At 40.6% G+C, this 22,895-nt stretch carries 20 protein-coding genes and 1 pseudogene; 5 read left to right on the top strand and 16 right to left on the bottom strand.

Annotation, left to right across the window (positions count from 1 at the left end):
* Window positions 1-403 precede the first annotated feature (403 nt).
* The 15 genes and pseudogenes from fusA to QUE46_RS16215 all read right to left on the bottom strand — a co-directional run bounded on the left by fusA (window position 404) and on the right by QUE46_RS16215 (window position 18,790).
* Window positions 404-2,488, bottom strand: a complete 2,085-nt coding sequence (gene fusA, locus QUE46_RS16145) for an elongation factor G (RefSeq protein WP_286245607.1) — start codon at window positions 2,486-2,488, stop codon at window positions 404-406.
* A gap of 814 nt (window positions 2,489-3,302) precedes the next feature.
* The gene (gene ylqF, locus QUE46_RS16150; RefSeq protein WP_286245608.1) at window positions 3,303-4,256 is read right to left on the bottom strand and encodes a ribosome biogenesis GTPase YlqF; all 954 of its coding nucleotides are present in this window, start codon (window positions 4,254-4,256) and stop codon (window positions 3,303-3,305) included.
* 147 nt (window positions 4,257-4,403) lie between these two features.
* Window positions 4,404-4,854 (bottom strand): annotated as a pseudogene (locus QUE46_RS16155) (TraI domain-containing protein); the annotation flags it as partial.
* A 117-nt stretch (window positions 4,855-4,971) separates the two neighbouring features.
* Window positions 4,972-5,685, bottom strand: a complete 714-nt coding sequence (locus QUE46_RS16160) for a hypothetical protein (protein WP_286245609.1) — start codon at window positions 5,683-5,685, stop codon at window positions 4,972-4,974.
* Complete coding sequence (locus tag QUE46_RS16165) at window positions 5,686-6,876, bottom strand: nucleotidyltransferase (RefSeq protein ID WP_286245610.1); 1,191 nt, start codon at window positions 6,874-6,876, stop codon at window positions 5,686-5,688.
* Window positions 6,869-8,023, bottom strand: coding sequence for an SAVED domain-containing protein (locus tag QUE46_RS16170; protein WP_286245611.1), 1,155 nt, complete (start codon window positions 8,021-8,023; stop codon window positions 6,869-6,871). The genes QUE46_RS16165 and QUE46_RS16170 overlap by 8 nt, the downstream gene beginning before the upstream one ends.
* A gap of 9 nt (window positions 8,024-8,032) precedes the next feature.
* Complete coding sequence (locus QUE46_RS16175; RefSeq protein WP_286245612.1) at window positions 8,033-8,401, bottom strand: metal-dependent hydrolase; 369 nt, start codon at window positions 8,399-8,401, stop codon at window positions 8,033-8,035.
* Window positions 8,402-8,705: 304 nt separating this feature from the next.
* The gene (locus QUE46_RS16180) at window positions 8,706-9,257 is read right to left on the bottom strand and encodes a helix-turn-helix domain-containing protein (protein ID WP_000811851.1); all 552 of its coding nucleotides are present in this window, start codon (window positions 9,255-9,257) and stop codon (window positions 8,706-8,708) included.
* 22 nt (window positions 9,258-9,279) lie between these two features.
* Complete coding sequence (locus QUE46_RS16185; RefSeq protein WP_286245613.1) at window positions 9,280-10,323, bottom strand: ATP-binding protein; 1,044 nt, start codon at window positions 10,321-10,323, stop codon at window positions 9,280-9,282.
* Window positions 10,324-10,401: 78 nt separating this feature from the next.
* A complete protein-coding gene (locus tag QUE46_RS16190) occupies window positions 10,402-13,515 on the bottom strand; it encodes an HsdR family type I site-specific deoxyribonuclease (RefSeq protein WP_286245614.1) in 3,114 nt (1,037 codons plus the stop codon).
* Complete coding sequence (locus QUE46_RS16195) at window positions 13,512-14,561, bottom strand: virulence RhuM family protein (protein ID WP_286245615.1); 1,050 nt, start codon at window positions 14,559-14,561, stop codon at window positions 13,512-13,514. Before QUE46_RS16195 ends, QUE46_RS16190 begins: the two co-directional genes overlap by 4 nt.
* Complete coding sequence (locus QUE46_RS16200) at window positions 14,548-15,684, bottom strand: AAA family ATPase (RefSeq protein WP_286245616.1); 1,137 nt, start codon at window positions 15,682-15,684, stop codon at window positions 14,548-14,550. Before QUE46_RS16200 ends, QUE46_RS16195 begins: the two co-directional genes overlap by 14 nt.
* Window positions 15,684-16,880 (bottom strand): restriction endonuclease subunit S, encoded by a 1,197-nt coding sequence (locus tag QUE46_RS16205; RefSeq protein ID WP_286245617.1) that lies wholly within the window; start codon window positions 16,878-16,880, stop codon window positions 15,684-15,686. The genes QUE46_RS16200 and QUE46_RS16205 overlap by 1 nt, the downstream gene beginning before the upstream one ends.
* A complete protein-coding gene (locus QUE46_RS16210; RefSeq protein WP_286245618.1) occupies window positions 16,877-18,442 on the bottom strand; it encodes a type I restriction-modification system subunit M in 1,566 nt (521 codons plus the stop codon). The genes QUE46_RS16205 and QUE46_RS16210 overlap by 4 nt, the downstream gene beginning before the upstream one ends.
* Before the next feature lie 165 nt (window positions 18,443-18,607).
* Entirely contained in the window at window positions 18,608-18,790 is a 183-nt protein-coding gene (locus tag QUE46_RS16215; RefSeq protein WP_024595467.1) for an AlpA family transcriptional regulator, read from the bottom strand.
* Window positions 18,791-18,914: 124 nt separating this feature from the next.
* Here QUE46_RS16215 and radC point away from each other — a divergent pair, with 124 nt between their 5' ends.
* Genes radC through QUE46_RS16235 form a run of 4 tightly spaced genes read left to right on the top strand, consistent with a single transcriptional unit; the run spans window position 18,915 to window position 20,685 of the window.
* Window positions 18,915-19,388, top strand: a complete 474-nt coding sequence (gene radC / locus QUE46_RS16220; protein ID WP_024595466.1) for a DNA repair protein RadC — start codon at window positions 18,915-18,917, stop codon at window positions 19,386-19,388.
* Between the two features lie 12 nt (window positions 19,389-19,400).
* Complete coding sequence (locus tag QUE46_RS16225; protein WP_256851587.1) at window positions 19,401-19,820, top strand: DUF2787 domain-containing protein; 420 nt, start codon at window positions 19,401-19,403, stop codon at window positions 19,818-19,820.
* 11 nt (window positions 19,821-19,831) lie between these two features.
* The gene (locus tag QUE46_RS16230) at window positions 19,832-20,392 is read left to right on the top strand and encodes a tyrosine-type recombinase/integrase (protein ID WP_256851586.1); all 561 of its coding nucleotides are present in this window, start codon (window positions 19,832-19,834) and stop codon (window positions 20,390-20,392) included.
* A 53-nt stretch (window positions 20,393-20,445) separates the two neighbouring features.
* Window positions 20,446-20,685, top strand: coding sequence for a hypothetical protein (locus tag QUE46_RS16235; protein WP_036973951.1), 240 nt, complete (start codon window positions 20,446-20,448; stop codon window positions 20,683-20,685).
* Between the two features lie 191 nt (window positions 20,686-20,876).
* On the opposite strand, the gene QUE46_RS16240 is transcribed toward QUE46_RS16235, so the two are convergent.
* Complete coding sequence (locus QUE46_RS16240) at window positions 20,877-21,533, bottom strand: inovirus Gp2 family protein (RefSeq protein WP_256851585.1); 657 nt, start codon at window positions 21,531-21,533, stop codon at window positions 20,877-20,879.
* Between the two features lie 511 nt (window positions 21,534-22,044).
* Here QUE46_RS16240 and QUE46_RS16245 point away from each other — a divergent pair.
* The gene (locus tag QUE46_RS16245; RefSeq protein WP_256851584.1) at window positions 22,045-22,893 is read left to right on the top strand and encodes a hypothetical protein; all 849 of its coding nucleotides are present in this window, start codon (window positions 22,045-22,047) and stop codon (window positions 22,891-22,893) included.
* Window positions 22,894-22,895 lie beyond the last annotated feature (2 nt).

A 22,895-nucleotide genomic window follows, 5' to 3' on the forward strand; every position in this document is an offset into this window, starting at 1 on the left:
CTAACCCAAGTAATGCCAATCCACTTAATTAAACAATCTATTTTAGGGATGGTGAAAAGTATTGATATCAAAGCAAAAAAATCGCTATTTAGTTGTTCTTTGCAATCGCTCCTGCACTGCTCTACCTTCTGCATCCATGCAGTCGTAAATAAGAGTTTTTAAATGCGGGTTGGTATAAAACTTACTGCATCAAGTAAACGCTCTTACGTACTCTTTGCAAAACTAAGCAACCATTGCTCCTACGGTCACTTCGCTTAAATAACATCACCTACTCTACCATTTTTATTTAGGCTGCCATTGTTGGTATTACAGCTTTTTAGAGTCGCTAGCTCAGTGATTAATTAAATCGTAGGCAATAAAAAACCCGCAACATGTGCGGGTTTTTTCAGAGTAAAAAAGCTAATTACTTAGCTGCTTTTTTCTCTTTTTCTGCAGCGATTACAGTGTCAGCAACGTTTTGTGGACAAGCTGCGTAGTGTGAGAACTCCATAGAGAACTGACCACGACCAGATGTCATTGTACGTAGTGAACCGATGTAACCGAACATTTCTGATAACGGAACGTCTGCTTTAATACGAACGCCTGTTAAACCAGCTTCTTGGTTGCTTAGCATACCACGACGACGGTTAAGGTCACCGATTACGTCACCAACATGATCTTCCGGAGTGAATACGTCAACTTTCATGATTGGCTCAAGAAGTTGTGCACCCGCTTTAGGGATCGATTGACGGAAAGCGCCTTTAGCAGCGATTTCGAATGCGATTGCAGATGAATCCACGGCGTGGAAGCCACCGTCGAAAAGCTCTACTTCAACGTCAAGTACTGGGAAGCCAGCTAGAACACCTTCGTTCATCATTGACTTAAAGCCTTTCTCAACTGCAGGCCAGAATTCTTTAGGCACGTTACCACCAACAACTGATGAAGTGAACGTGAAGCCTGAATTCGCCTCGCCTGGCTTAATACGGTAATCAATTTTACCGAACTGACCAGAACCACCAGATTGTTTCTTATGCGTGTAGCTATCTTCGATTTCACGAGTGATAGTTTCACGGTAAGCAACCTGTGGTTGACCAACAATAAGGTCTACGCCGTAAGTACGCTTAAGAATATCTACTTTGATATCTAAGTGAAGCTCACCCATACCTTTAAGGATAGTTTCGCCTGAATCTTCATCAGTCTCAACTTGGAAAGATGGATCTTCTGCAACCATTTTACCGATAGCAATACCCATTTTCTCATTACCGCCTTTATCTTTAGGCTGTACAGCAATCGAGATTACTGGCGTTGGGAATACCATTGGCTCAAGTGTAACTGGGTGCTTAGGATCACATAGTGTGTGACCTGTTTGTACGTTTTTCATACCTACGATTGCAATGATGTCACCAGCTTGTGCTGAAGTTAACTCTTTACGCTCGTCAGCTTGCATCTCAACCATACGGCCAACACGCTCAGTTTTACCAGTAAACGCATTAAGGATAGTATCACCCTTGTTAAGTTTACCAGAGTATATACGTACGAATGTTAATGCACCAAAACGGTCATCCATGATCTTAAATGCTAACGCTTTGAACGGCTCATCAGCAGATACGATTGCGAATTCACCATTTTCGTTACCTTCTTCGTCCATAAGAGGTTGAGGATCAACTTCTGTAGGCGCAGGTAAGTAATCAACAACAGCGTCAAGTACTAGTTGAACACCTTTGTTTTTGAATGCAGAACCACAGAATGTAGGGAAGAAAGCAAGATCACGAGTACCTTTACGGATACAACGTTTAATATCTGCAATAGAAGGTACTTCACCTTCCATGTAAGCTTCCATTAGGTCATCGTCTTGCTCAACAGCAGTTTCGATAAGCATTTCGTGGTATTCTTCAACTTTGTCTACCATATCGGCAGGAACGTCTTGAATTTCGTAGTTTTCAGGAAGACCAGTGTCATCCCAAACGTATGCTTTTTTCTCTAGTACGTCTACAACACCAACGAAATCGTCTTCGATACCGATTGGTAGAGTCATAACTAGTGGTACAGCACCAAGTACGTTACGTACTTGCTCAGTTACACGGTAAAAATCAGCACCCATACGGTCTAATTTGTTTACGAAGATAATACGTGCAACTTCTGATTCGTTAGCGTAACGCCAGTTAGTTTCTGATTGTGGCTCAACACCACCAGAACCACAGAATACACCAACACCGCCGTCTAATACTTTAAGTGAACGGTAAACTTCAACTGTGAAGTCAACGTGTCCAGGAGTATCGATAACGTTGAAACGGTGATCTTTCCAGAAACAGCTTACTGCCGCAGACTGGATAGTAATACCGCGCTCAGCTTCTTGATCCATGAAGTCAGTAGTAGATTCACCATCATGAACCTCACCTGTTTTATGGATAGTACCTGTAAGCTTCAGGATACGCTCAGTAGTAGTGGTTTTACCCGCATCAACGTGCGCGAAAATACCAATGTTTCTGTACTTCGATAAATCTGCCATTATTTTACTCTTAATAAAGTCGATAAATTATTCGGCGGGAGTATAGCATTACTTAAAGCGAACATCACCATACAAGTCGCTTAAAATGCAATCAATTCAATAAAATTTTTTTAGATTTACATCACGTACAGGTTAAATAGCACTGATTATTATGTAACCCATTAAAAATAATGCGTTTTATTCTTTTAATCTGAAGAGCGCTCAGTTACTTAATTATTTTGTAACCACCTTCGTAGTGCACAATACTGACGCCGTAATAATCTGCCGCCAGCCCGTTAATTTTGATTAAAAACACTTAAAACTATAAATATCTTGCCTCTCTATAGCTATTTAATTGCCTTTTTATTACACAGAAAATACTTTTTTATAAAAAAACTCGAGTCGATTTGCCTATTTTCGATGCTTTCGAATTATATATGAAATTCTTAAATGACTAAAAACCAGCACAAGTAATCGCCCTGAAACCTGAATAAAAAACAAACTAAATAAAATAAGAATTATTTGCATTTAGGTGTTGACAGTTAATTAGATCTAACTGATAATCAATATCAACAAGGCGGGAATGCATACCCACTTGTGACGGAATGAACTAATTTGTTTCTCGACCCTGAAACAACGTGTGGCGCACGTAAACAGCTATGGTTACTTGTTATGAACCGCAACGCCCCTTGATGTTGATGATAAGTAACCGCCCTACTATTTTACTTGCTACATTGCTCATATCGGTGACGGTAGATATGAAACTAAAAAAGCCCTTACGGGCTTTTTTTATGTCTGTAATTTAGTAAGCAACATGCTCACATAAATTAATCCATTAACGGCGGTTTTTGCGTGCACGTGCACGGCGCTGTTTTTTCTCTTCTTCTTTAGCGGCTTTTTTAGCTTCTGCAGCGGCGCGCAATCCTACGACCATAATTTCTTCCTCTTCACGCATGGCAGGGGTTTCCATGGTGATGCGGCCAATAATGCCATCACGAAGCTCGTTTATGAGTATTTCAGACATTTTATAAGTATCTATTTGGTTTCCACCACGAATACAGCCGCGCTTTTTACCGGCCATTTCTACAAACTCCCAATCACTTTCTGGCAGTTCATCGATTTTATAACGTGCTTTTAAAAGCTCAGGATAAGCTTTCAATAAATACTCTGCCGTATAGCTTGCCACATCTTCATATTCAAGCGCGGTGTCGCGTATTGCACCTGTAGCGCCTAAGCGGTAACCCGAGTTCTCGTTTTCTACTTTAGGCCACAGCATACCTGGCGTGTCGTAAAGCATAATGCCGTCTTCAAGTTTAATGCGCTGCTGTGCTTTTGTTACCGCAGGCTCGTTACCTGTTTTTGCCACTATGCGCCCAGCTAATACATTAATTAACGTAGATTTACCCACGTTTGGAATACCCATAATCATGGCTTTAATTTGCTTATCAGCACCCACTTTATGTGGCACCAATTTTTTACACAGCTCATTAATACGGTGCACCTCAGCAGCTTTATCATGACCAAACGCAATGGCTTTAACGCCACTTTCTTGCTCAAAATAGTCTTTCCATGCCTGGGTCATTTTGGGGTCAGCTAAATCCGCCTTATTTAAAATTTTAATGACCGGCTTGCCTTCACGAAGCGTGGTTACCATAGGGTTTTCACTACTGTAAGGAATGCGTGCATCAAGCACTTCAATGATCACATCCATTTGCGGCATTATTTCTTTAATCTCATTACGGGCTTTATTCATGTGCCCAGGGAACCACTGTATTCCTGCTCTACTCATTTGATTTATATGACCTTTAATTAAAGGCCGCAGCCTATGGGTACTAATGTGGGTACTAAAAGTAAAACTATGCTTTTGTACTTTTTGTTTATAGAAAGAGTTTACTACAAAATAGCATTCTAATTCTTTATTAAATTTATACCTCTAGATAATCATAAAATAACTCCTGCAATTTTTGTGATGGTCGAGCCAGCGAATGAAATAGCGTTTAATGCTGTCATTAGTGGTCCACTGGAATAAAGTTTTCCAAAAAATGGTTCCACTGATAGCGCTCATCTTCATCGATGATTGACAATCCGCCAAGGGACGCCGCAATAAACAACCCGCACCACTGTGGTGTGATACTCTGAAACTAGCAGCAAGTGAACATAGCCCGCCAGATGATCAATGCAGGCTGAATTAGCCTTTGAAAGTCATGCTGGTTGAAGCCAAGTACCTGGCGCAGTTTTGCAATTAGCTCGTTTTGTGTGGACTGCAAATCTTCAGGTGACGCAGCTGGCAACCCCTTCAGGAATGGCGGATAGCGTGGGATTTCTGCATCGAGTTGAGATGACAGCTTTGGTAGTGCTTTTGTTTGAAAAAATAGGTTTTTGAACATAGTGAACCTCCGACACGATAGTGTGAAGGTTCAATCTGCTGTTGCCGGTTGATTAGACTCAAAAAATCCGATATGTATTAACACATATGCCATAAAATGCTTAGGGAGCTTATTAAGCTAAGGCGTATTTCTACTTGGCCTTTTAGTTTTTTTTCCAACTCTCCTTTTGGGTTTTTCAATCGGTGTAAAAGCATCTTGTAGGTGATCGCGAAACCATCGGCGTCGCTCAACTTGGCGAAACTCGTTCAAGACAAACCGATAGTCACACGAGCCAAGACGATCACCACAACCACATGGACACGGTAATTTATTTGCCTCACGCTTGCGCAAACCTAACGCTTTCAGTGCCTGTAGAACTGATGCTTTACCATTAACATTGAACAACTGAGAATAATCATCAATCAGGCCTTTCTCACCATGGTCCAGTTCGCCATAGGGAAAGTTGCCAAATTCAACCCTATGGGACACCGAATAAAGGAACCTGACAACAATCTTTTCGAAAAAGGTTGTCAATGACGAGTCGGTTTTCAAAATTGACTTAATTTTCAGGTCTGAGCCAAGACAAAATGATCCATCAGAGTAAGTATGGAAGTCCTGATTACGAGGAAAGTAACCAGCGGTATCAAACACCACTGGTAAAGCCCTAGGATAATTACTTGGGCATACAATCCTTAGAGAAAATGTTCGCTCAATAAACCGACTTCCAGCTAGCTGTGCTTTTAACTGATACTCTCCCTGCAACTCAATCTTATCTGCATGGACATCTACTAATCTAATGTTCGGATAGGCCGAGAGAAAAGCCTCTAAGCCTACAGCCTTCCAGTGCTTCATCTACTGCTTAAACCATGGCTTTGGATCAGATGATTGAATTGCAAACGTTGGTTTTGCTGTCACCGGAGGAATACCCAATAGACGTGCTACCGAACTTGAATCAAGCTTCAGATCCAAACCATTTTGCGCCGCATTTACTATTCGTTGCGTATCATCACTTGAGCAAAGAGCACTAAAATCAGCTCTAGCTTGATACAGCCACTTATAAAAGTTTTCTTGTAATCGGTATTGAGCAGATTTTTCGTCATACCACTTGTCTGCAAAATCTTCGGCTGGGTTAACTGGGTTCGGAATCATTGGCGCTTGTGCAGAAATATGGTCATCCATCTCGGAGAGCACCGTATTCAACGCTGAAGCCAAATCACTTTCACCTTTATATGATTTAGCTGCCAATGTAGTGATGATTACCGATATTGGCTTACTATCCTCATTGTTTTTGAACATAGTGTCACGATGACGCTTCAATAATTGGATCACCTGTTGTAAAGGTGTCTTCCATTGATAATATGGTAGACTATCTATACTGGCTTTAAATCGCATTTCACGTTCGTTTATTGCTAACCGTGCCGTCTTCATGCGCGTTTCAAACCATCGAGCATATCCTTCAGGATTGCTGATACGCCAATTTTCATCCACAACTGCATAAGTAGAATCTGTGTTGTCGGTAATCGAAGCTGCAAGCTGAGACACGTTTTGAGCCAAGTTTTCATCAAACTTAGAGTTTTCGACCATCCGCTTTTTCAACAGCCCTCTTCCTGTATCACTCTCTGGCACACACGGAACTATGTCCATGTGAAAGCTAAGTCCATCGGCATACTCTAAGCGCCAACAGCGTTTCTTCTCGGCTAGCTCTTCCTTAATGCCTCTGGCGTTTCGATAAAGCTCTAATTCATGACCGACTAGGTGCTTTAGTTGCTTTTGAGTGATAGACGTTTTATCCAGGCCACGCCGAAGATTGCACCCCATGTCTAGGTCATACTGTTCTTCTGAATCGGGCCTAATCGCCGTACCTAGACGAAAGGAACCTTGAGAAAACACGTGGGGATCAAAATTTACACATGTTGACTCTGGGCGATGTAACCAATCACCTAGATCCTTATAGCGTTTTTCAGCCTTTTCATAAGCACTGTCAGGTAGCTCAATTTTTTCGAGAACTGTGTTTAGAACATCGTTACTTTTGCTATTACTCATATAGATCTCCTCGAAGCTCGATTGCCATTACAAATTGTTGTGTTTTTATGTCATGGTCATAAATAAGCCATGGCATATCAGCCTTAGGCATTCTGGCCCGTCCTAATTCGACGGCACACGATACTGGCATCACAGGAAAAATTTGCAGTGGCGTCGCATCCCCGTGTGTATTTTTGATTTCAACAATCAGCTTTCTTATGCACTTTCTGAACAAGGAGAGCTGCTGCTTTGACTGCATGAAATCATTATGAGGCTGCTTGATAGTCACTTCCCAAATCGATGTATCTGGCCCTATAACCCGAGTAATTCGCTCATGCGACACATGGTCACTCAAAGAAAGTACCAGGGCTGGCTTTCCCTCCATATTTTGAGGTCTGTTGATGGTGTACTCAAAATCATCTGAACAGTCTTGCCAAAACCAGCCTTTAGGCTCTCGATGCAGCTGATAAGTCTCGACGTCAATTTTGTCGGTGAGCAAAGCGCCAAGTTTTATTAACAATGGTTGAGGAGCTAACGCGAACAATGAAAAATGCTTACAAGAATCCTCTTCGATGATTGATGAAATTTTACTTTGAAAACGCTTCGTTAGGTGTTGCGACTCTGCTTGCCAAAATTGTTCAGAGTGATCATTCAGCTCTGATACCATGGATAGTGTCACTGGCTTTTCAGTTGCCGGATACCAATTCGGAAACATTGCCTCAACACAACCGTGATAATTAATCGGTGATCTTTCAGTTCCAATATTGGCACCATATAAAACAACATTTGATTTGCGATTAGGATCAATGCCTGTGAGGATTTCTATACGTTGCTCATGCTGCATTTTCCAACTAATCAAGAGATCGGCTGGATACCTATCTTCGCTGCCTTTCTGATCAATTTTTTTGTGACAGTCATAGCACATCAACATGAGGTTGCTGACGTCATTCAAGCTGGTTGACTTAGTTTTAAAGAGTCCCCAACCACGAGGCCCATTCTCAGAAAATGCGTAAATATGAGCATTTTGAGAGACATTGACCGATTCCTGGGTCACCGCTGATTTGTATAACAATTTATTACACCCGCTAAACTGACAACGAGCAGCTGCGCGAGCCCAAAGCTCCCGCTCAACAGGACGCTTAATGTGCCTCGTGACTTCAACGACCATTCAAAACTCCTATAGTTTGCCAATTAAAGGAAGTGAGCGCGGTGTTGTCGCATCACAGAGCAAATGACTGACATAAGCACATCCGGCGATTAGCCCCAGCCCGCGAAGACACTTATCAATTGCCTCTTCCGGTTGCCACTCATACAAATGTTTGAGACCAACACCTAGTGCAGTTAACACCAACAGACTGTGGCAAAACTGGCGATGGTTAGGGTTACCCAAAGAGGGTTCCAGAATATCTGGAAGCTTGCCAAATAGAGAGCCAACCGTAATGGCAGTTACAGGATGGTGACTGACAGCTTGTTTTTTGTTGTCCGCTAGGGCCACGGTTAAACCAACCGCAGCCCCGACGACCAAATGGGTTTTATCATTAGCCAAACTATTTCTCCTTCCTGACGCCTTTAAAAGGCGTTTTGTCAGATGTCTTTACATCCATGAATCGACCAGTATCAGCATCTCGCTTTACCCAATGTCCGCTTGGCGTCTGAGTCTGAGATCGACCTTTAACGGCACCGTTTCTGTGTCCGTCACCTGATGGGGGATTTGTAGCCATAAAGCCTCCTGTTCTGCTTAACTTAATCACATTTATCAGATATTAATAAAAAAGATCCAAAGGATCTGACCAAATAATAAACTTCAATTCTGATTAACGCAAGCAGATTAACCAGAAAATCAAAAAAAACTACACAATTGATCGGTAGACAAATTCCAGTCCACCTGACTCTGCCACTTCTTTTTGACCTAACACAAGACCTGTAGCATGAAGCTTCTTCAATCGACCACTGGCATTTTGTGCTGAAATGTCAAAATGCTTAGATACATGTGACGAAGTCACTGTCTTTTTTGCAATAACAAAATCTAGAAGCTCTTTGACAGTCGCACTGAGTTTTACACCAAGCACTTCGTAACCGCTATCGCTTTTCACTAGAAGAGGCTGATCTTTGGCTGTAGCGCCATAAGACCAATTGTCCAGAAGGTCACGACTCGGTACATTAGAAAGGTAAAAACCTTTTTCTCCTTTCAATGCTTTAGCCAACGAGATTACACTTTCACGAGGAAATGAAGCATCAGTGAATCGAATCCCTTCCAAGCTAATAGCAAAAATATCGCATGATGGGTGACCATCAACGATCTTTTTAATCTTCACATAGGCTTCACTACCTTCATCGTTACCAAAGGCATGGTCAGAACCTACGACTTCTGAAAGAAGAATTTTATGAGTTAACTGTTTCATCTGATTAAGTTGACACTATTTATCAGAAATTGTCAACATAGAAGTCAAAACAGATATGAGTTCCTGTGATAGGGACCAACCCTCGATCTTCAGAAACATTGATGAGTTGACCCTTCGCATATTCCAAAGCCAATGAGAAAGTTAGCTGCCTAATAACAATGATAACTTTCTCTTTGCTAGCGTGCTCTCGACTACTCTTAAAGCCTAGCCCCCGGCCTTTACCAAAGCGACTAACCTCACCAGATGTAAAAGCTTTTTGAACTAGCGCAATATCATTCTCAACAGTTTCCGCTGAAAACTGTGCGTATAACTTCGGATGTTCACTTTGTAACGTTGTTCTCAAGGTAGCGGCAATACCTAAACCAGAGTCGGATATGACTGTTTGAATATGCTTTGGTTTATTATACGGTCGATATACTTGCAGACCTGCTAGTCCAGGTATTTTGGATTCACTGTGATCAGTAACGTTGCCTACAAGCTCTGAAAAAACAGTCTTAGCCGCTAAGAAATAGCTAGCTGAAGAATGCTCAACAAACCTGTCGCCCAAACGAATTACAAGCTCTTTGTTTTGGGTTGGTTGCTCGATTTCTCCTAGTTCGACCAAGGTATCGCTATTATCCCGATAAGTTTTAGCAGCTGACAAAAAGGGTCTTTCAGGAAGGCAAGTTACACTTTGATTAAGATAGTCAAAGAAGCCATTTCTGCTGAAAAAGCTGTGGGTATTAGGACATGCTGTAGTATCTATCACCACATCCTTCCCATTCACAGTAAGCTGATTCGCGAGAGCAAGGAAACGGGCTAATGCTATCAGCAAAAACTTACAATCGATGCCGAATCTAAATGTTACCTTGTTTTCATCTTTTTGATAGGCAAGCTTACCGATAGCATTCTCAAAGGCTTTATCATCAATCCAACCTGTAGCAAAATCAATTTCCACATGCTGAACCCGTATCAGGCACCATTCATGATTTGAGTTTTTCACAAACGTATCTTGGTTTTTGTGAAGAAACGAGTTCACTTGAGACTTATCCAGCCCCAGCTCCTTGGCAATTTGACGCCCTTTCATTCTCGGTGAATGGTACAACAAATTTGATATAGCTCTTAGCAAACCGCTTCCTCCATTAATATCTTCCCTAAATGCCTTCTATATCTGCCCACCAACACCTTTAAATTTCTCAACAAATACGGCGATTTTTTGAAACACCGTTTGCTTCTGAGTTCGGTACTGTGGGTTCAATGGGCTAAGTTTGGGCAGCGCCTCATTCAGTGCAGTGCCATTTTCAGAGGCGTACTCACGTTTGAGTGATGACGCAATATAGCGTTTGGCAGCATCGATATTGAGCTTTTCAGAGGCAATAATTACATCGGCTTCGCGCTTCTGCTCCGCTTGGGCGAACTTGAAGAAGGCGTCGATAATGCTGGCTTTGTCATTGATCTCATCTAGGTTTGTCTGGTTAATAAAATCAACCACCAAGCTCTCTTTCGCTCTATTGCCAAGGCTACCGCGGATCATACGGCGAACTTCTTCTATCAAGCCTTCTTTGCTCTTATTCTTCTTATTGTGGTCAAAAATCAGTTCAAGAATGTAGTCGAGGTTGATTTCTTGAGATTTTAGCAAATCAACTTCAAATACCACATCGTCCCAGTCTACCGTTGACTTATCTTTGTCCTGACCTTCTTTATCACGTCGTAACCAGTCGCGTGTATCGCTGTAAGTAGAACGATAATCTTGAATAGCACGTTCGCTAGGCATATCGATGGTTTGCATTGCCTCGATGTCAGCATCGTCCAGATAGTACTTTGACTTAAACTCTTCAACAGCTTGTTCATCACTGGTATCTAAGCTTTGCAGTGCTTTTAATCCAGCAAACTCATCGTAGTTTTGTAAAATATTTTCTGCTTTTAGGTATTCACCAAATAACTTGGCAAATTCTTTTTTATCTTGTTCTTTTTCAATATTTTCTGGGTTTGGAAAACGTTCTTGCAGCTCTTTTACAATATCAACAAAACCTCGATGCTCTTGTTTGTTAACAATATCGTAGAAGCCTTCCATGTATTCTTTGTAGCTCTTCTCCAGCACCACGTTTTTGGTGTTTTTGTCACCAAACAAAGTGATGGCATCAATGGTCGCCTGTTCCAAGTCACGAAAGGTAACAATATTGCCAAAGGTCTTAGTCGCATCATAAATGCGGTTAGTGCGAGAAAACGCCTGCATCAAGCCGTGATAGCGCAAATTCTTATCAACAAACAAGGTGTTAAGCGTAGGCGCATCAAAGCCCGTTAAAAACATACCGACCACGATAAGCAGATCTATTTCTTTATTCTTAACTCGTTGGGCAAGGTCACGGTAGTAGTTCTGAAAGCCATTACTGTCTACGCCATAGTTAGATTTAAACATGGCGTTATAATCAGTGATCGCGGCGCTCAAAAACTCTTTTGCGCTACTATTCATGGCATTGACTTCAAAGCTCTCATCTAAAATATCACCAATGGCGTCCTGCTCTTCATTAGCAGCAAATGAGAAGATAGTCGCAATGCGCAGAGGTTTACTTGTGGGGCTATTTTCTGCCTCGGCCTGCAATGTTTTGAAGGTTTCATAGTACGCTTTCGCTGCATCAACACTACTGACCGCAAACATGGCGTTAAACCCTTTTGCACCAGAATAGGCTCGATGAGTTTTCTGGTTAAAATGGCTCAGAATATACCGCGAGATTTCACTAATTCGCATGGGATGTAAAAACGCTTTCTTATTCTCGGCGGCACTGAGTTTTTTATCGTCTTGTTCAGTCTCAATGCTCTTAAATTGCGGACGAACATCGTTATAGTCCACTTTGAATTTAAGTACTTTTTCATCACGAATGGCATCCGTGATAACATATGTATGCAACTGCTGGCCAAACACGTCGCCCGTGGTTTCTGCACCCAAGGCGTTTTCAGGGAAAATTGGCGTACCGGTAAAGCCAAACTGGTAGTACTTTTTGAATTTCTTCTTGAGGTTTTTTTGCGCCTCACCGAATTGGCTGCGATGACACTCATCAAAAATAAACACCACTTGCTTGTTGTATATCGCTAAATCGCTCTCATTCTTTATTAAATTGTTGAGCTTTTGAATAGTGGTAACAACAATCTTGTTATCGTCTTTATCCAGGTTGCTTTTTAGCCCTGCGGTACTGTCTGAACCATTCACACTATCAGGCGAAAATCGCTGATATTCTTTCATAGTTTGAAAATCGAGATCTTTTCTGTCTACCACAAAAAAGACTTTATCAATACAGTCTAAATCGGTTGCCAAACGTGCCGCTTTAAAACTGGTGAGTGTTTTGCCTGAACCCGTGGTGTGCCAAATATACCCGCCGCTTTCAGGCTTAGCCCAATCTTTAGCGTTAAACGCGCTCTTTATCTTCCATAAAATACGCTCTGTGGCAGCAATCTGGTAGGGGCGCATGACCAACAAAGTATTGCTAACGTCAAACACCGAGTAACGCAAGATCACTTCAAGCAACGTCTCTTTCTGGAAAAAAGTGGCGGTAAAGTCTTTTAAATCCTTAATAAGCGTATTGTCAGATTTTGCCCAGTTCATCGTAAAGTCGAAGCTGTTTTTGTCACGTTTCGTGGTATTGGCAAAATAGCGCGTGTCGGTGCCATTAGAGATCACAAACAGCTGCAAGAACTTGTACAAGGAGTGATCGCTATTAAAACTCTCTTTACTGTACCTATGTATTTGATTAAACGCCTCGCGGATCGCCACACCCCGTTTTTTCAGTTCAATTTGCACCAAAGGCAAACCATTGACCAAAATCGTCACATCATAACGGTTTGCATGGCTTCCCGTTTGTTCAAACTGCTTAATCACCTGCACTCTGTTACGAGCAATGGTCTTCTTGTCGAATAGGTAGATATTTTCTATATGGCCATCATCGAAGACAAAATCGAAGATATAGTCACTGTGCACCTTACGGGTTTTATCAAGAATATTGTCGCTTGGTGTGTTCAGGTATTGATCGCAAAAGCGAACCCATTCGGCATCGGTAAACTCGACCTTATTAAGGGCTTGTAGCTGCTTGCGCACATTCGCCAGCATGGCATCGGGCGTGGTTAGCGCGGGTAAATACTCATAGCCTTGATTGCTTAGATCCTGAATCAGCTCACGCTCTAAATCACCTTCGCTCTGAAAGTTTTCTGCTACTTTCCAGTCTTTAGTGTATTTATCTAAAACAATAAAATTATTGGATTCTGCCACCGTTTTATAAGTCGTCATTCATTTACATCCTTTTTCTTACTTCCATGCCCAAGTAGCTTTTTAACCTCGCGGTCAAAGTCTGACTCTATTTTTTGTTGTTTATTAAATTGCTCATAAGCGGCATGGGCTTTTTGCTCAGCCGCCTTGCGGGTCACATTGCCATAGCCTTCTAACACTTGGTACTCATTAAAGGCTAAAAACTTATTCACACTTTCAGCGAAGGCTTCCATGGTAAAAGTATTACGGCGTTCAATAATACCTTCTATGTAATCAAAAAATGCTGACACAGCGCGTTCGAGCTTTTTAATTTCATCTTCTGCCAGATAGTTTTTCGCAACCGTAGTGTCTGATTTGAGTATTCTACCTTCAGGTGCATTTTTATAAGTGCTCATACCCATCAATGGCTTATTAGCGTCAGCTTTAAGGGCAATGATTTCAGAAGATGTATGGCCGGTAATAGCAAAATGAAATTTGTCTTGTACATGAGCATAAAACAGACGGGTAGTTTCTGATTTAGGGTTATAATCAATACTACATTCTGCAAAAATGTCAGTGATTTGCTGATAAATACGTCGCTCACTGCTACGAATGGAGCGAATGCGTTCTAGCAGCTCTTTAAAATAATCTTTACCGAAAAAACGGCCATTTTTAAGGCGCTCATCATCCATGGCAAAGCCTTTAATGATGTAATCTTTAATCAGTTGTGTTGCCCAAATCCTAAACTGGGTGGCTTGCGCTGAATTAACCCGATAACCAACAGAAATCACCGCATCAAGGTTGTAATATTTGACTGTTTTGGTTTGAGTTTTGTCAGCAATAGCGCCATGTGCAGTGGTATTTTCCAAAATGGAAATAACCAGTTCCTCTTGTAGCTCGCCACTTTCAAAAATATTTTTAAAATGCTTAGAAATAGCAGGAACACCCACACCAAATAATTCAGCAATACGCTTTTGGGTCAGCCAAATGGTTTCGCCACTGAGTAATACTTCTACTTTCACATCACCGTTGGGCGCAGTGTAAAGTAAAAATTCAGAGGTTTGATCTTGTAGGCTAAGGTTTGGCATTGGCTTTTCCTTGCAGTTTAAAACCATAGTTATTTAATAGATGTTCGAGCAGAAACTTAACAATTTGCTTTTCAGGTCCAGTTGGCTCAGCTACTTCTTCGTTTGATAATGAACGATGACTATAAAAGTGCATCACTCGTTTGGCGTATAGCTCGCGGCTTTCGGGTAGTAGCGCAGTCCAATCTGCGTACCCCAAAAATGCTGCGACTTTCTCATAAAGGTTGCGCAGTAAATTGAAGTGAAAACGCTGTATTTCATTGTTCGTAATAGCTTGTTCAATCAATTGCTTGATATACAAGTGATAAGAAAAATTGGTATTCGCGCCACCTTTTTTTTCTTTTAAATCAAAGGTTCCATCTTCAAATCGTTGCAATAAGTAACAGATTTTCGCATTAAGCTCATTGTGCAACACATTGTAAAATAGCGGATTATGTGTCGATATGATAAATCTAAGCTTCTCAGATTTGCTTAACTTGATTAGTTCCGCCAAATTAACTGCAAGTTCAATTAAATGGTTTTCATCTAATGAGCTGACGGGGTCATCAATGAACACATATTCTAGCTGATTGAAGCTCTCATCATCCTCTTCATCAGGGTTATTCATGACTCTAACAACTTGCTCTAGAAGCCCATGAAAAATACTCCAGACAAAATTACTTTCTTCGCCCTTAGATATTTTTACATGCTGTGCTCTTTCCGCATTTCCTCGCTCAAATGAAAACGTTACTTGAGTAAAGTCTTCATTAAAATGAGGCGTCAACTTCTCGTTGCTATAACGCTGAAACAACCTAGTGATATTAGGCTCTTGGCCTTGCACTTTTAATATCCAATCGGTAAACGTATTGGGTTGGATTTTTAGCTTCGGCTCTGCATCAGCATCTAAGTCGTTATCCCAGTAAAACAAGTCTTCCGTAAACGCGTTGTAATATAAAATCTTATGGCGCGACAGAGGCGCTTGCTCTGCATCAATAAGCGCATCTTGCCCATCGTCTTTCGGCGCAATGATCTCTTTAAATTCACGCGACAAACGCGTTTTACCTGTGCCGTTAAAGGCATAGATCAACTGCACCTTTTTGTCGGACGCTTGCAACAACTCTGCTATTTCCGTTAGCGTTTTACTCATTAAGCGGCCTCATCTGAATGAGATTTCGGGAAGCTTAATAACAGGTCACGATAATACTCGTATTGCTTTTGACGTAGCTCGATTTCGCGGGGGAGACCTTCGGTGATTGAGTTAGTTAGAGCGTCGAATTTATCGAGGATAGCGACAATGCGCGCTTGCTCTGCCTGCGATCTTTCAGGGTCGTTTGGATAGGGAATCGGAAATTGAACATTCTTTATCATGGGTTTTGTTAACTGAGGTATCCCTGCTGGCGGCACGGGATAATTATTTTCAATAGTTTTCATATAGTAATAAGCGTACTTTGTATCCACACCAATTTTCGGTGTTAAAACAAGTAATCGGATAATCGGGAAAAATGGTCGATCACGATAACTTGTCCATCCAATAGTCCCTCGAGCTGAAACCGTTAAGCTTGGTTCTGTTATTTTTGGTAAGTTTGTCCAACCATACAAAGATTTTAAGCCTATTCCATTAGATAGAATTGGCACGTTAAATTCATCGGATTCTTCCTTTGAAAAAGCGTCTTTTGGTTTATCTCCACCTGCGAAAATATTGAATACTTCCCCCAGCGCCTTCCACTCAACGTCACCCTCTTCAAAACTAAACAACTGGTCGCGGTAGTAATTGTATTGTTTTTTCCGCATGTTAAGCTCGGCGGTCAGCTCGGCGGTCAGCTCGGCGGTCATGGCGGTAAATGCGTCCAGAATACGCACTATTTCAGCTTGTATTGCCAGCGATTTTTCTGGGTTATCTGGGCATGGAATGGGGATTTTTTTAGCACAGTAATTACTAATCCATTGGCGTTTATGATCACCTTCAACCAAGTCACTCGGTAGCGTATTCATCCAATAATATACGTACTTCAGCATGAGCCTCGACTCATCACTAGATTTAATCATTTTCATTGCTGAGGATTTAGCTTTAAAGTCGAAGTCAACCCATTTATTAGCTGTAGTGAAGTCATCAAAAATGATTACAGGATTTTCTGAAGCTCGATTGATCCCGTCTATTTCGTCCGTATAACCTAAAATAAAAGTCTTGCCCGCAGTTAATACAGGGATCTCAAACGAATCATCATAGTTTTTCGTTTTTACGAGATATTTTGTCGGCTGTTCGTATTTTGTTACATCCCCTAAAGCTAATTCTTTAAGCTCAACCCCATCCAGCAGTTTCTCTAAATAGCTCAAATGACTCATGCCTCACCCTCCTCACCTTCAATTTCCGCCACAATGGCATCAATATCACTGCGAAGCGCATCAATTTTAGCAACGGTAGTTTCAAGTTCGGCATTAAGCTCAGTAATGTCCACTAGCTCGCGGTTGTCTTTCGCTTCCACATAACTGCTTACCGAAAGGTTGTAGCTGTTGCCTGCGATAACATCCAAATCAACCGATTTAGCAAAATGCTCCACATTCTCTTTGCTGGCAAACACATTCATGATGTCTTCAATGTGCTGATTAGTGATAACGTTGGTATTGGTTTCTTTTTTAAAGTAAGCCTCGCCACTGGCATCTATAAACTGGGTGGTAGTGTCGGTTTTGTGCTTAGACAGCACCAAAATATTCACGGCAATGGTGGTGCCAAAAAACAGGTTAGGTGCCAATGAAATTACGGTTTCAACATAGTTGTTATCAACCAAGTATTGGCGAATTTTTTGCTCCGCCCCGCCACGGTAAAAAATACCGGGAAAGCAGACAATGGCTGCGCGGCCTTTACTTGATAGGTAACTCAGCGCATGCAATACAAAAGCAAAGTCGGCTTTTGATTTAGGCGCTAATACGCCAGCGGGCGCAAAGCGGTCGTCGTTGATTAAGGTTGGGTCGTCGCTACCAATCCATTTCACTGAATAAGGTGGGTTAGAGACAATCGCGTCAAACGGCTTGTCGTCTAAAAAGTGCGGTTCGGTTAAGGTATCACCCAACTGAATATTAAACTTGTCGTAGTTAATGTTGTGCAAAAACATGTTCATACGCGCCAAGTTGTAGGTGGTGTGGTTTAGCTCTTGACCAAAAAAACCATCCTCAATGATATGCGCATCAAAGTGTTTCTTGGCTTGTAACAGCAATGAACCGGAGCCCGCCGCAGGGTCATAGATTTTATTGACACTAGTTTGGCCGTACATGGCCAGCTGCGAGATCAATTTTGAAACGTGCTGAGGCGTAAAAAATTCGCCACCGGATTTACCCGCATTGGCGGCGTAATTTGAAATAAGGAACTCGTAAGCATCACCAAACAGATCGTTTTCGTTATCTTCAAATTGAGTGATGTTAAGTCCAGCTACGCCTTTTAATACCGCAGCAAGGCGTTTGTTTTTTGCCTCTACCGTATTACCCAGACGATTACTGGTGGTATCAAAATCCGCAAACAAGCCTTTGATGTCTTTTTCTGAGTCATAGCCGTTGGCTGAGTTTTCGATTGCAGCAAAAATAGCCGCCAAATCAGTATTTAAGTTTTCGTTCTTATGCGCATTAGCCGCCACATTGCTAAACAACTGGCTTGGAAGGATAAAATACCCTTTAGTGCGAACTGCATCATCTTTGGCAGCCAGAATGTTTTCATCATCATCGTCCATGGCAGCATAATTAACACTTTCATCACCGCCTGTGATGTAACCAACAAAGTTCTCACTGATAAAACGATAGAACAAAGTACCCAACACGTACTGCTTGAAGTCCCAACCATCTACTGAACCTCGCACATCGTTAGCAATAGCCCATATTTGTCGTTGAAGCTCAGCACGTTGTTGATTACTTGTCATTTCTTTATTCCCGTAAAGTACGTTATTTAATATTAAGCCGCATATTTTAGTAAGTCAGATAAAGCCAATACGAGCTTTATCTGACTTACTTTTCATTCAAATAATACTACCACAAATTCTATATAATCAATCTGCTGCTTCAGTTTATAAATAGTTTTATTGTCTTTACACTTCCCTTTCACCAATTCTTTCCATTATCCAATCATCCACTTCTGACTCAAGCCAGGCTACAGATTTGGCACCTAACGATACTTGCTTTGGAAATGTGCCTTTAGTCATAAACTCATAAATTGTTGAACGGCCTAGTGATGTTTTTTCGATTACTTCTTTTAATTTGATTAAACGCATGGAATTTCTCCGGTTGGTTATTAGTACATAACCTTTCCGGGGTTAGTATTTTTTTATGCCCTCAAACAAAAAACTTACACATATACATCACTAACTTGCATGAACCACTTAAGAGGAATTTACAATGCAAGGTCAACAGTCGTTATATGAATTTAAACACCCAGTAAATGATGAGCAGATACTAGAAGCCGCTGCATACATAATCGCTAAGAAGCAGTTTCGTGATGGCGTTTTAAATAGCCCTAATGATTGCGAAGAATACTTAAAGCATAAACTCGCGATACATGAGCATGAGGTATTTGCCGTACTGTTTTTAGATAGCCAAAACCGCATACTGGAGTTTAAAGAGCTATTTAGAGGCACTATTAATGCAGCTAGTGTTTACCCTAGAGAAGTCGTTAAAGAAGTGTTAGAGCTTAATGCAGCATCCGTTATCCTGGCGCATAACCACCCTTCGGGCGTTACCACCCCATCTCAAGCAGACAAACTTATTACTACCAAACTTCAACAGGCACTTAACCTAATTGATGTATCTGTGCTTGATCACATCATCATTGGTGAAAGCACGTATTCATTTGCTGAGCATGGATTAATTTAAAAGGAGTTAAATATGGCGTTAAAAATAGAGCAAGTAGCAGGCTTAAAAGTGCCTGACTCTTTTATTGATGTGATTGTGAGTGCAGTTACCAATAGAGGTGATTCTTTAGGCGGTTCTAAGGCGGTTACACTTAACTTTAGAGATCCAGACTACAGCCCTGAAGCTGGCGGCTTTCACCCAGTAGAAGTTAGGTTAGAAAAGCAGGCCACCAGCTGGCAGCTTATTTATATTACTGACTTTTCGTATCAGGGCCGTCATGCCCCTGAACTGATAAAAGAAATTGATGTGTGCTTTAGCATTAAGCAAGTTTATCACTTTTTAGCTGGTTGGTTGAACGCTAAGGAAGGTAAAGAGCTATTAGCCTTGTTCATTTCAAACTTTGTTGAGTACTACAACACAGGTTGTTATCAGGTTACGGTTACAACTGAATAAAGGGGGTTTTTATGGCTGAAGTACAAGCAGTTAAAAATCTTGATACAGTAAGGCTTGTTAGTTATTTACTAGAAAAGCGTTGTTCAAGACAAATGAGCCAAATATGGAATATTGGCTTAAATCTCGCGCTTAGAATATCTGACTTACTTGCAGTGAAGTTCACTGACATAAACAACGATAGGTTGATTATTTACGAGTCAAAGACCTCGAAATTAGCTGAAATAAAGTTAAATGATAAAGCGCTTACCTTAATCAACGAAATTAAACTGACTCATCCACTCCACATCTACTTATTTCAATCATACCGAAATCAACAAGCGATTAACTCAAAGCCTAAACCGCTATCACGTAGAGCGGTTACAAAAGCATTTGCGCTAGTTGGTGAAGAACTAAATATTCATTTAGGTACTCACTCAATGCGTAAAACACGCGGTTATCACTTGTATCAGAAAACCCACGACATCGCCCGAGTAATGAAAATGCTTCGCCATAGCTCCGAAGCAACCACACTTCGTTATATAGGCATAACACAGGAGGAAATAGACAAAGACTTTGAAGAACTAGAGCTATAAACCCTAACAGCGCCATTCTGGTGCTCGTGATACTTAACTAAAAGGAAAACATTATGTCTTTAAATAAAGCCGTTTCGTGCGGCTTAGTTGGTAATGAGTTATCAAAACAGATAACTGGCAGTAGTGACTCTAGCGTAAGCAGAACAGCTGTGGCTATAGGCTCCGGTGCAGCCGCTGGAGCACTTACATCTGGCGCAATAGTAATTGGTGCTGGCGTTGCTTCTGCGCCTGTTACAGTCCCTCTAGCTGTTGCTGGGGGGATAGTTGCTGGTATTGCTAGTTTGTTTGATTAGTTAAATTCGAGTGCTCAATATGAGCACTCTTTTAAAGTGTGATAACACCATTTATTTTTTAGGTTCTCATAATGGTATTTTGGGAACTTGCCATCCCTTATATACTAAGGGGTTAAGCTTATTTAGCTACTTGAAGTTCCCAAAAGCTAGTTAAAACGAATAATGGGAAGCACAGGTCTTTATTAAAAGTATTACCTCTGACTATAGCCAAAACAACGCTGCCCTGAACCATATTGCTTAGTATTGAGCTTTGCGAGGTAACTCAGTCGATAAAACAGAGCATGAAAGTCTTGAGTGAAATCAGAGCTATTAGCGCCGAGGTAGTAATGTGCATTATTAGGTAAATGAACTAATTGCATCGTTTCATCCAACGGTAAGCTCAACGCACTCGCCCAGGCCTTAACTGTTCGAGTAAACAGGTTATCACTCTCTGCATTTATTTTACCCGTACAGTGATAGCGGTCTTTATTAAAAAATAGTACACAATGGTAATGTTGATGATGAGCTGTGCTCTGTTCTCTTGCCCAAATATACCTAACATTGCAAGGGTGTGGTGTTCTACCTTCACGAGCTTTACGTTTTGTATCAGCTTTAATCTGCGCCTCAAGAGAAGCAATGAATCGTTTAATAACTTTATTGCTATCTAAATCAATTGTATTTGAATGAGCAGGTAACCTTAAATCAACTCTCACAGCAAACGTTCTTTTATGCTCAGCACATGCAGCAAGCATGACTTTCTCAATAGCATCTAAGTAGGGAATAACTAAGGGCTGATTGTCTCTAGCGAGTGTTTGATATTGCTTGTAAGTAGGGATAGTAGTTACTGAGTATTGTTTTTGATTATTCATCTTCTTTATCCTGAAAGTATGAGTTCATATCAGGTGGATGAATAGTATTTTTTAAATTGTATTTGTTGTGATAATTACTTCGTTACTAGTAAATCTAATTAATATTACCAAACCGAAATTCCCACTAAAAAAACCAGCTTTATTTTAGATGGTTAATTTCATTAACACATTACTGAGCAACTGCTTTGCAGATTTAAAGTTACTCTGAAGTTATAACAAGTAAAGCCTTGATTTTCTATTACAAATAAAAAAATAATTATATGCATTTATGACATATTAAATATATATAGTTGACACTAAAAACAAATGAAAATGACGCTTTTAAAATGAGTGAATGACAAAAAACAGGAGCTATATGACAGGTAAAATATGTATGATAGACTGATAGTCAAATTAATAAATGAATAATACATATTGAAATTCAATGGATGATTTAAGGGAACACTGGACACCGATTCTAAACTTATTGAGTTCTGATCAGAGAGCTTTAATGTGGTCAGTAAAGAAGATTATGGAAGATACTCCAAGTCGGCACAAACAGCCAAAAAATAAGTTTGAAGCCTTTACAATTATAAAAGAACACTGCGCTTATTTGGATTCAATGGAGTTGATGTCTGTTTTTCCAAGCGCAGTAGATGAGATGACCCGCATACTCTCTTGTTATGAAGATATAACAATTGAAGAATCTGATTTATCTTGGATTTCAGAGAAGAATAAGCAACAGCTTTTTTGGGCTTGGGTTTACATTCACCAAAATCCAATAAAAGAAGTTTATTACAAGCCAGAAAACCCGCTAGCTAAAGAGGCTGTTTATACTTTTGAAGAGATATATCCTTTGTTAGTTGAAAAATTCGACTCATTTAAAACAACAAAGCAATGCAAGCGCAATTATATAAAAAACATGAAACACTCCTATCACCAATTCCTTACAAGCAAGCCAAGTTTAGAGTGGCTCACAGATAAAGCTGATGATGATTGCATATGGGTTTGGGGTTATTTGACAGATAAACTCACGAGCTTAAATTTTTTAAAACCTTTGTCTAATGAAGATTTATTTCATAGTATAATCGCTATCATAGCTAATTGGGATTTGCTCCACCACAATGCAAATACACTAAATAAAGATTTTATAGGTGACCTTGACCCAATTGTAACTAAATCTCAAGAGAAAACTCCAACAAAAAAAGAGCTTGTTTCCAAATTAACGAATGCTTTTAAACAAAGAGAAATTAGAACAAAATCGCAATCGCTAAGCATACTAACAAAGAATAACCACAAGCTTTTGTTAAAATACATGAAGGAACATAGCGTCTCTGAAAAGAAAGCCCTCAATGAAATAGTCGAAGCAATGCTTGATTAGGT

The sequence above is a fragment of the Pseudoalteromonas sp. MM1 genome (assembly GCF_030296835.1).
In the GTDB taxonomy this organism is placed as follows: Bacteria; Pseudomonadota; Gammaproteobacteria; order Enterobacterales; family Alteromonadaceae; genus Pseudoalteromonas.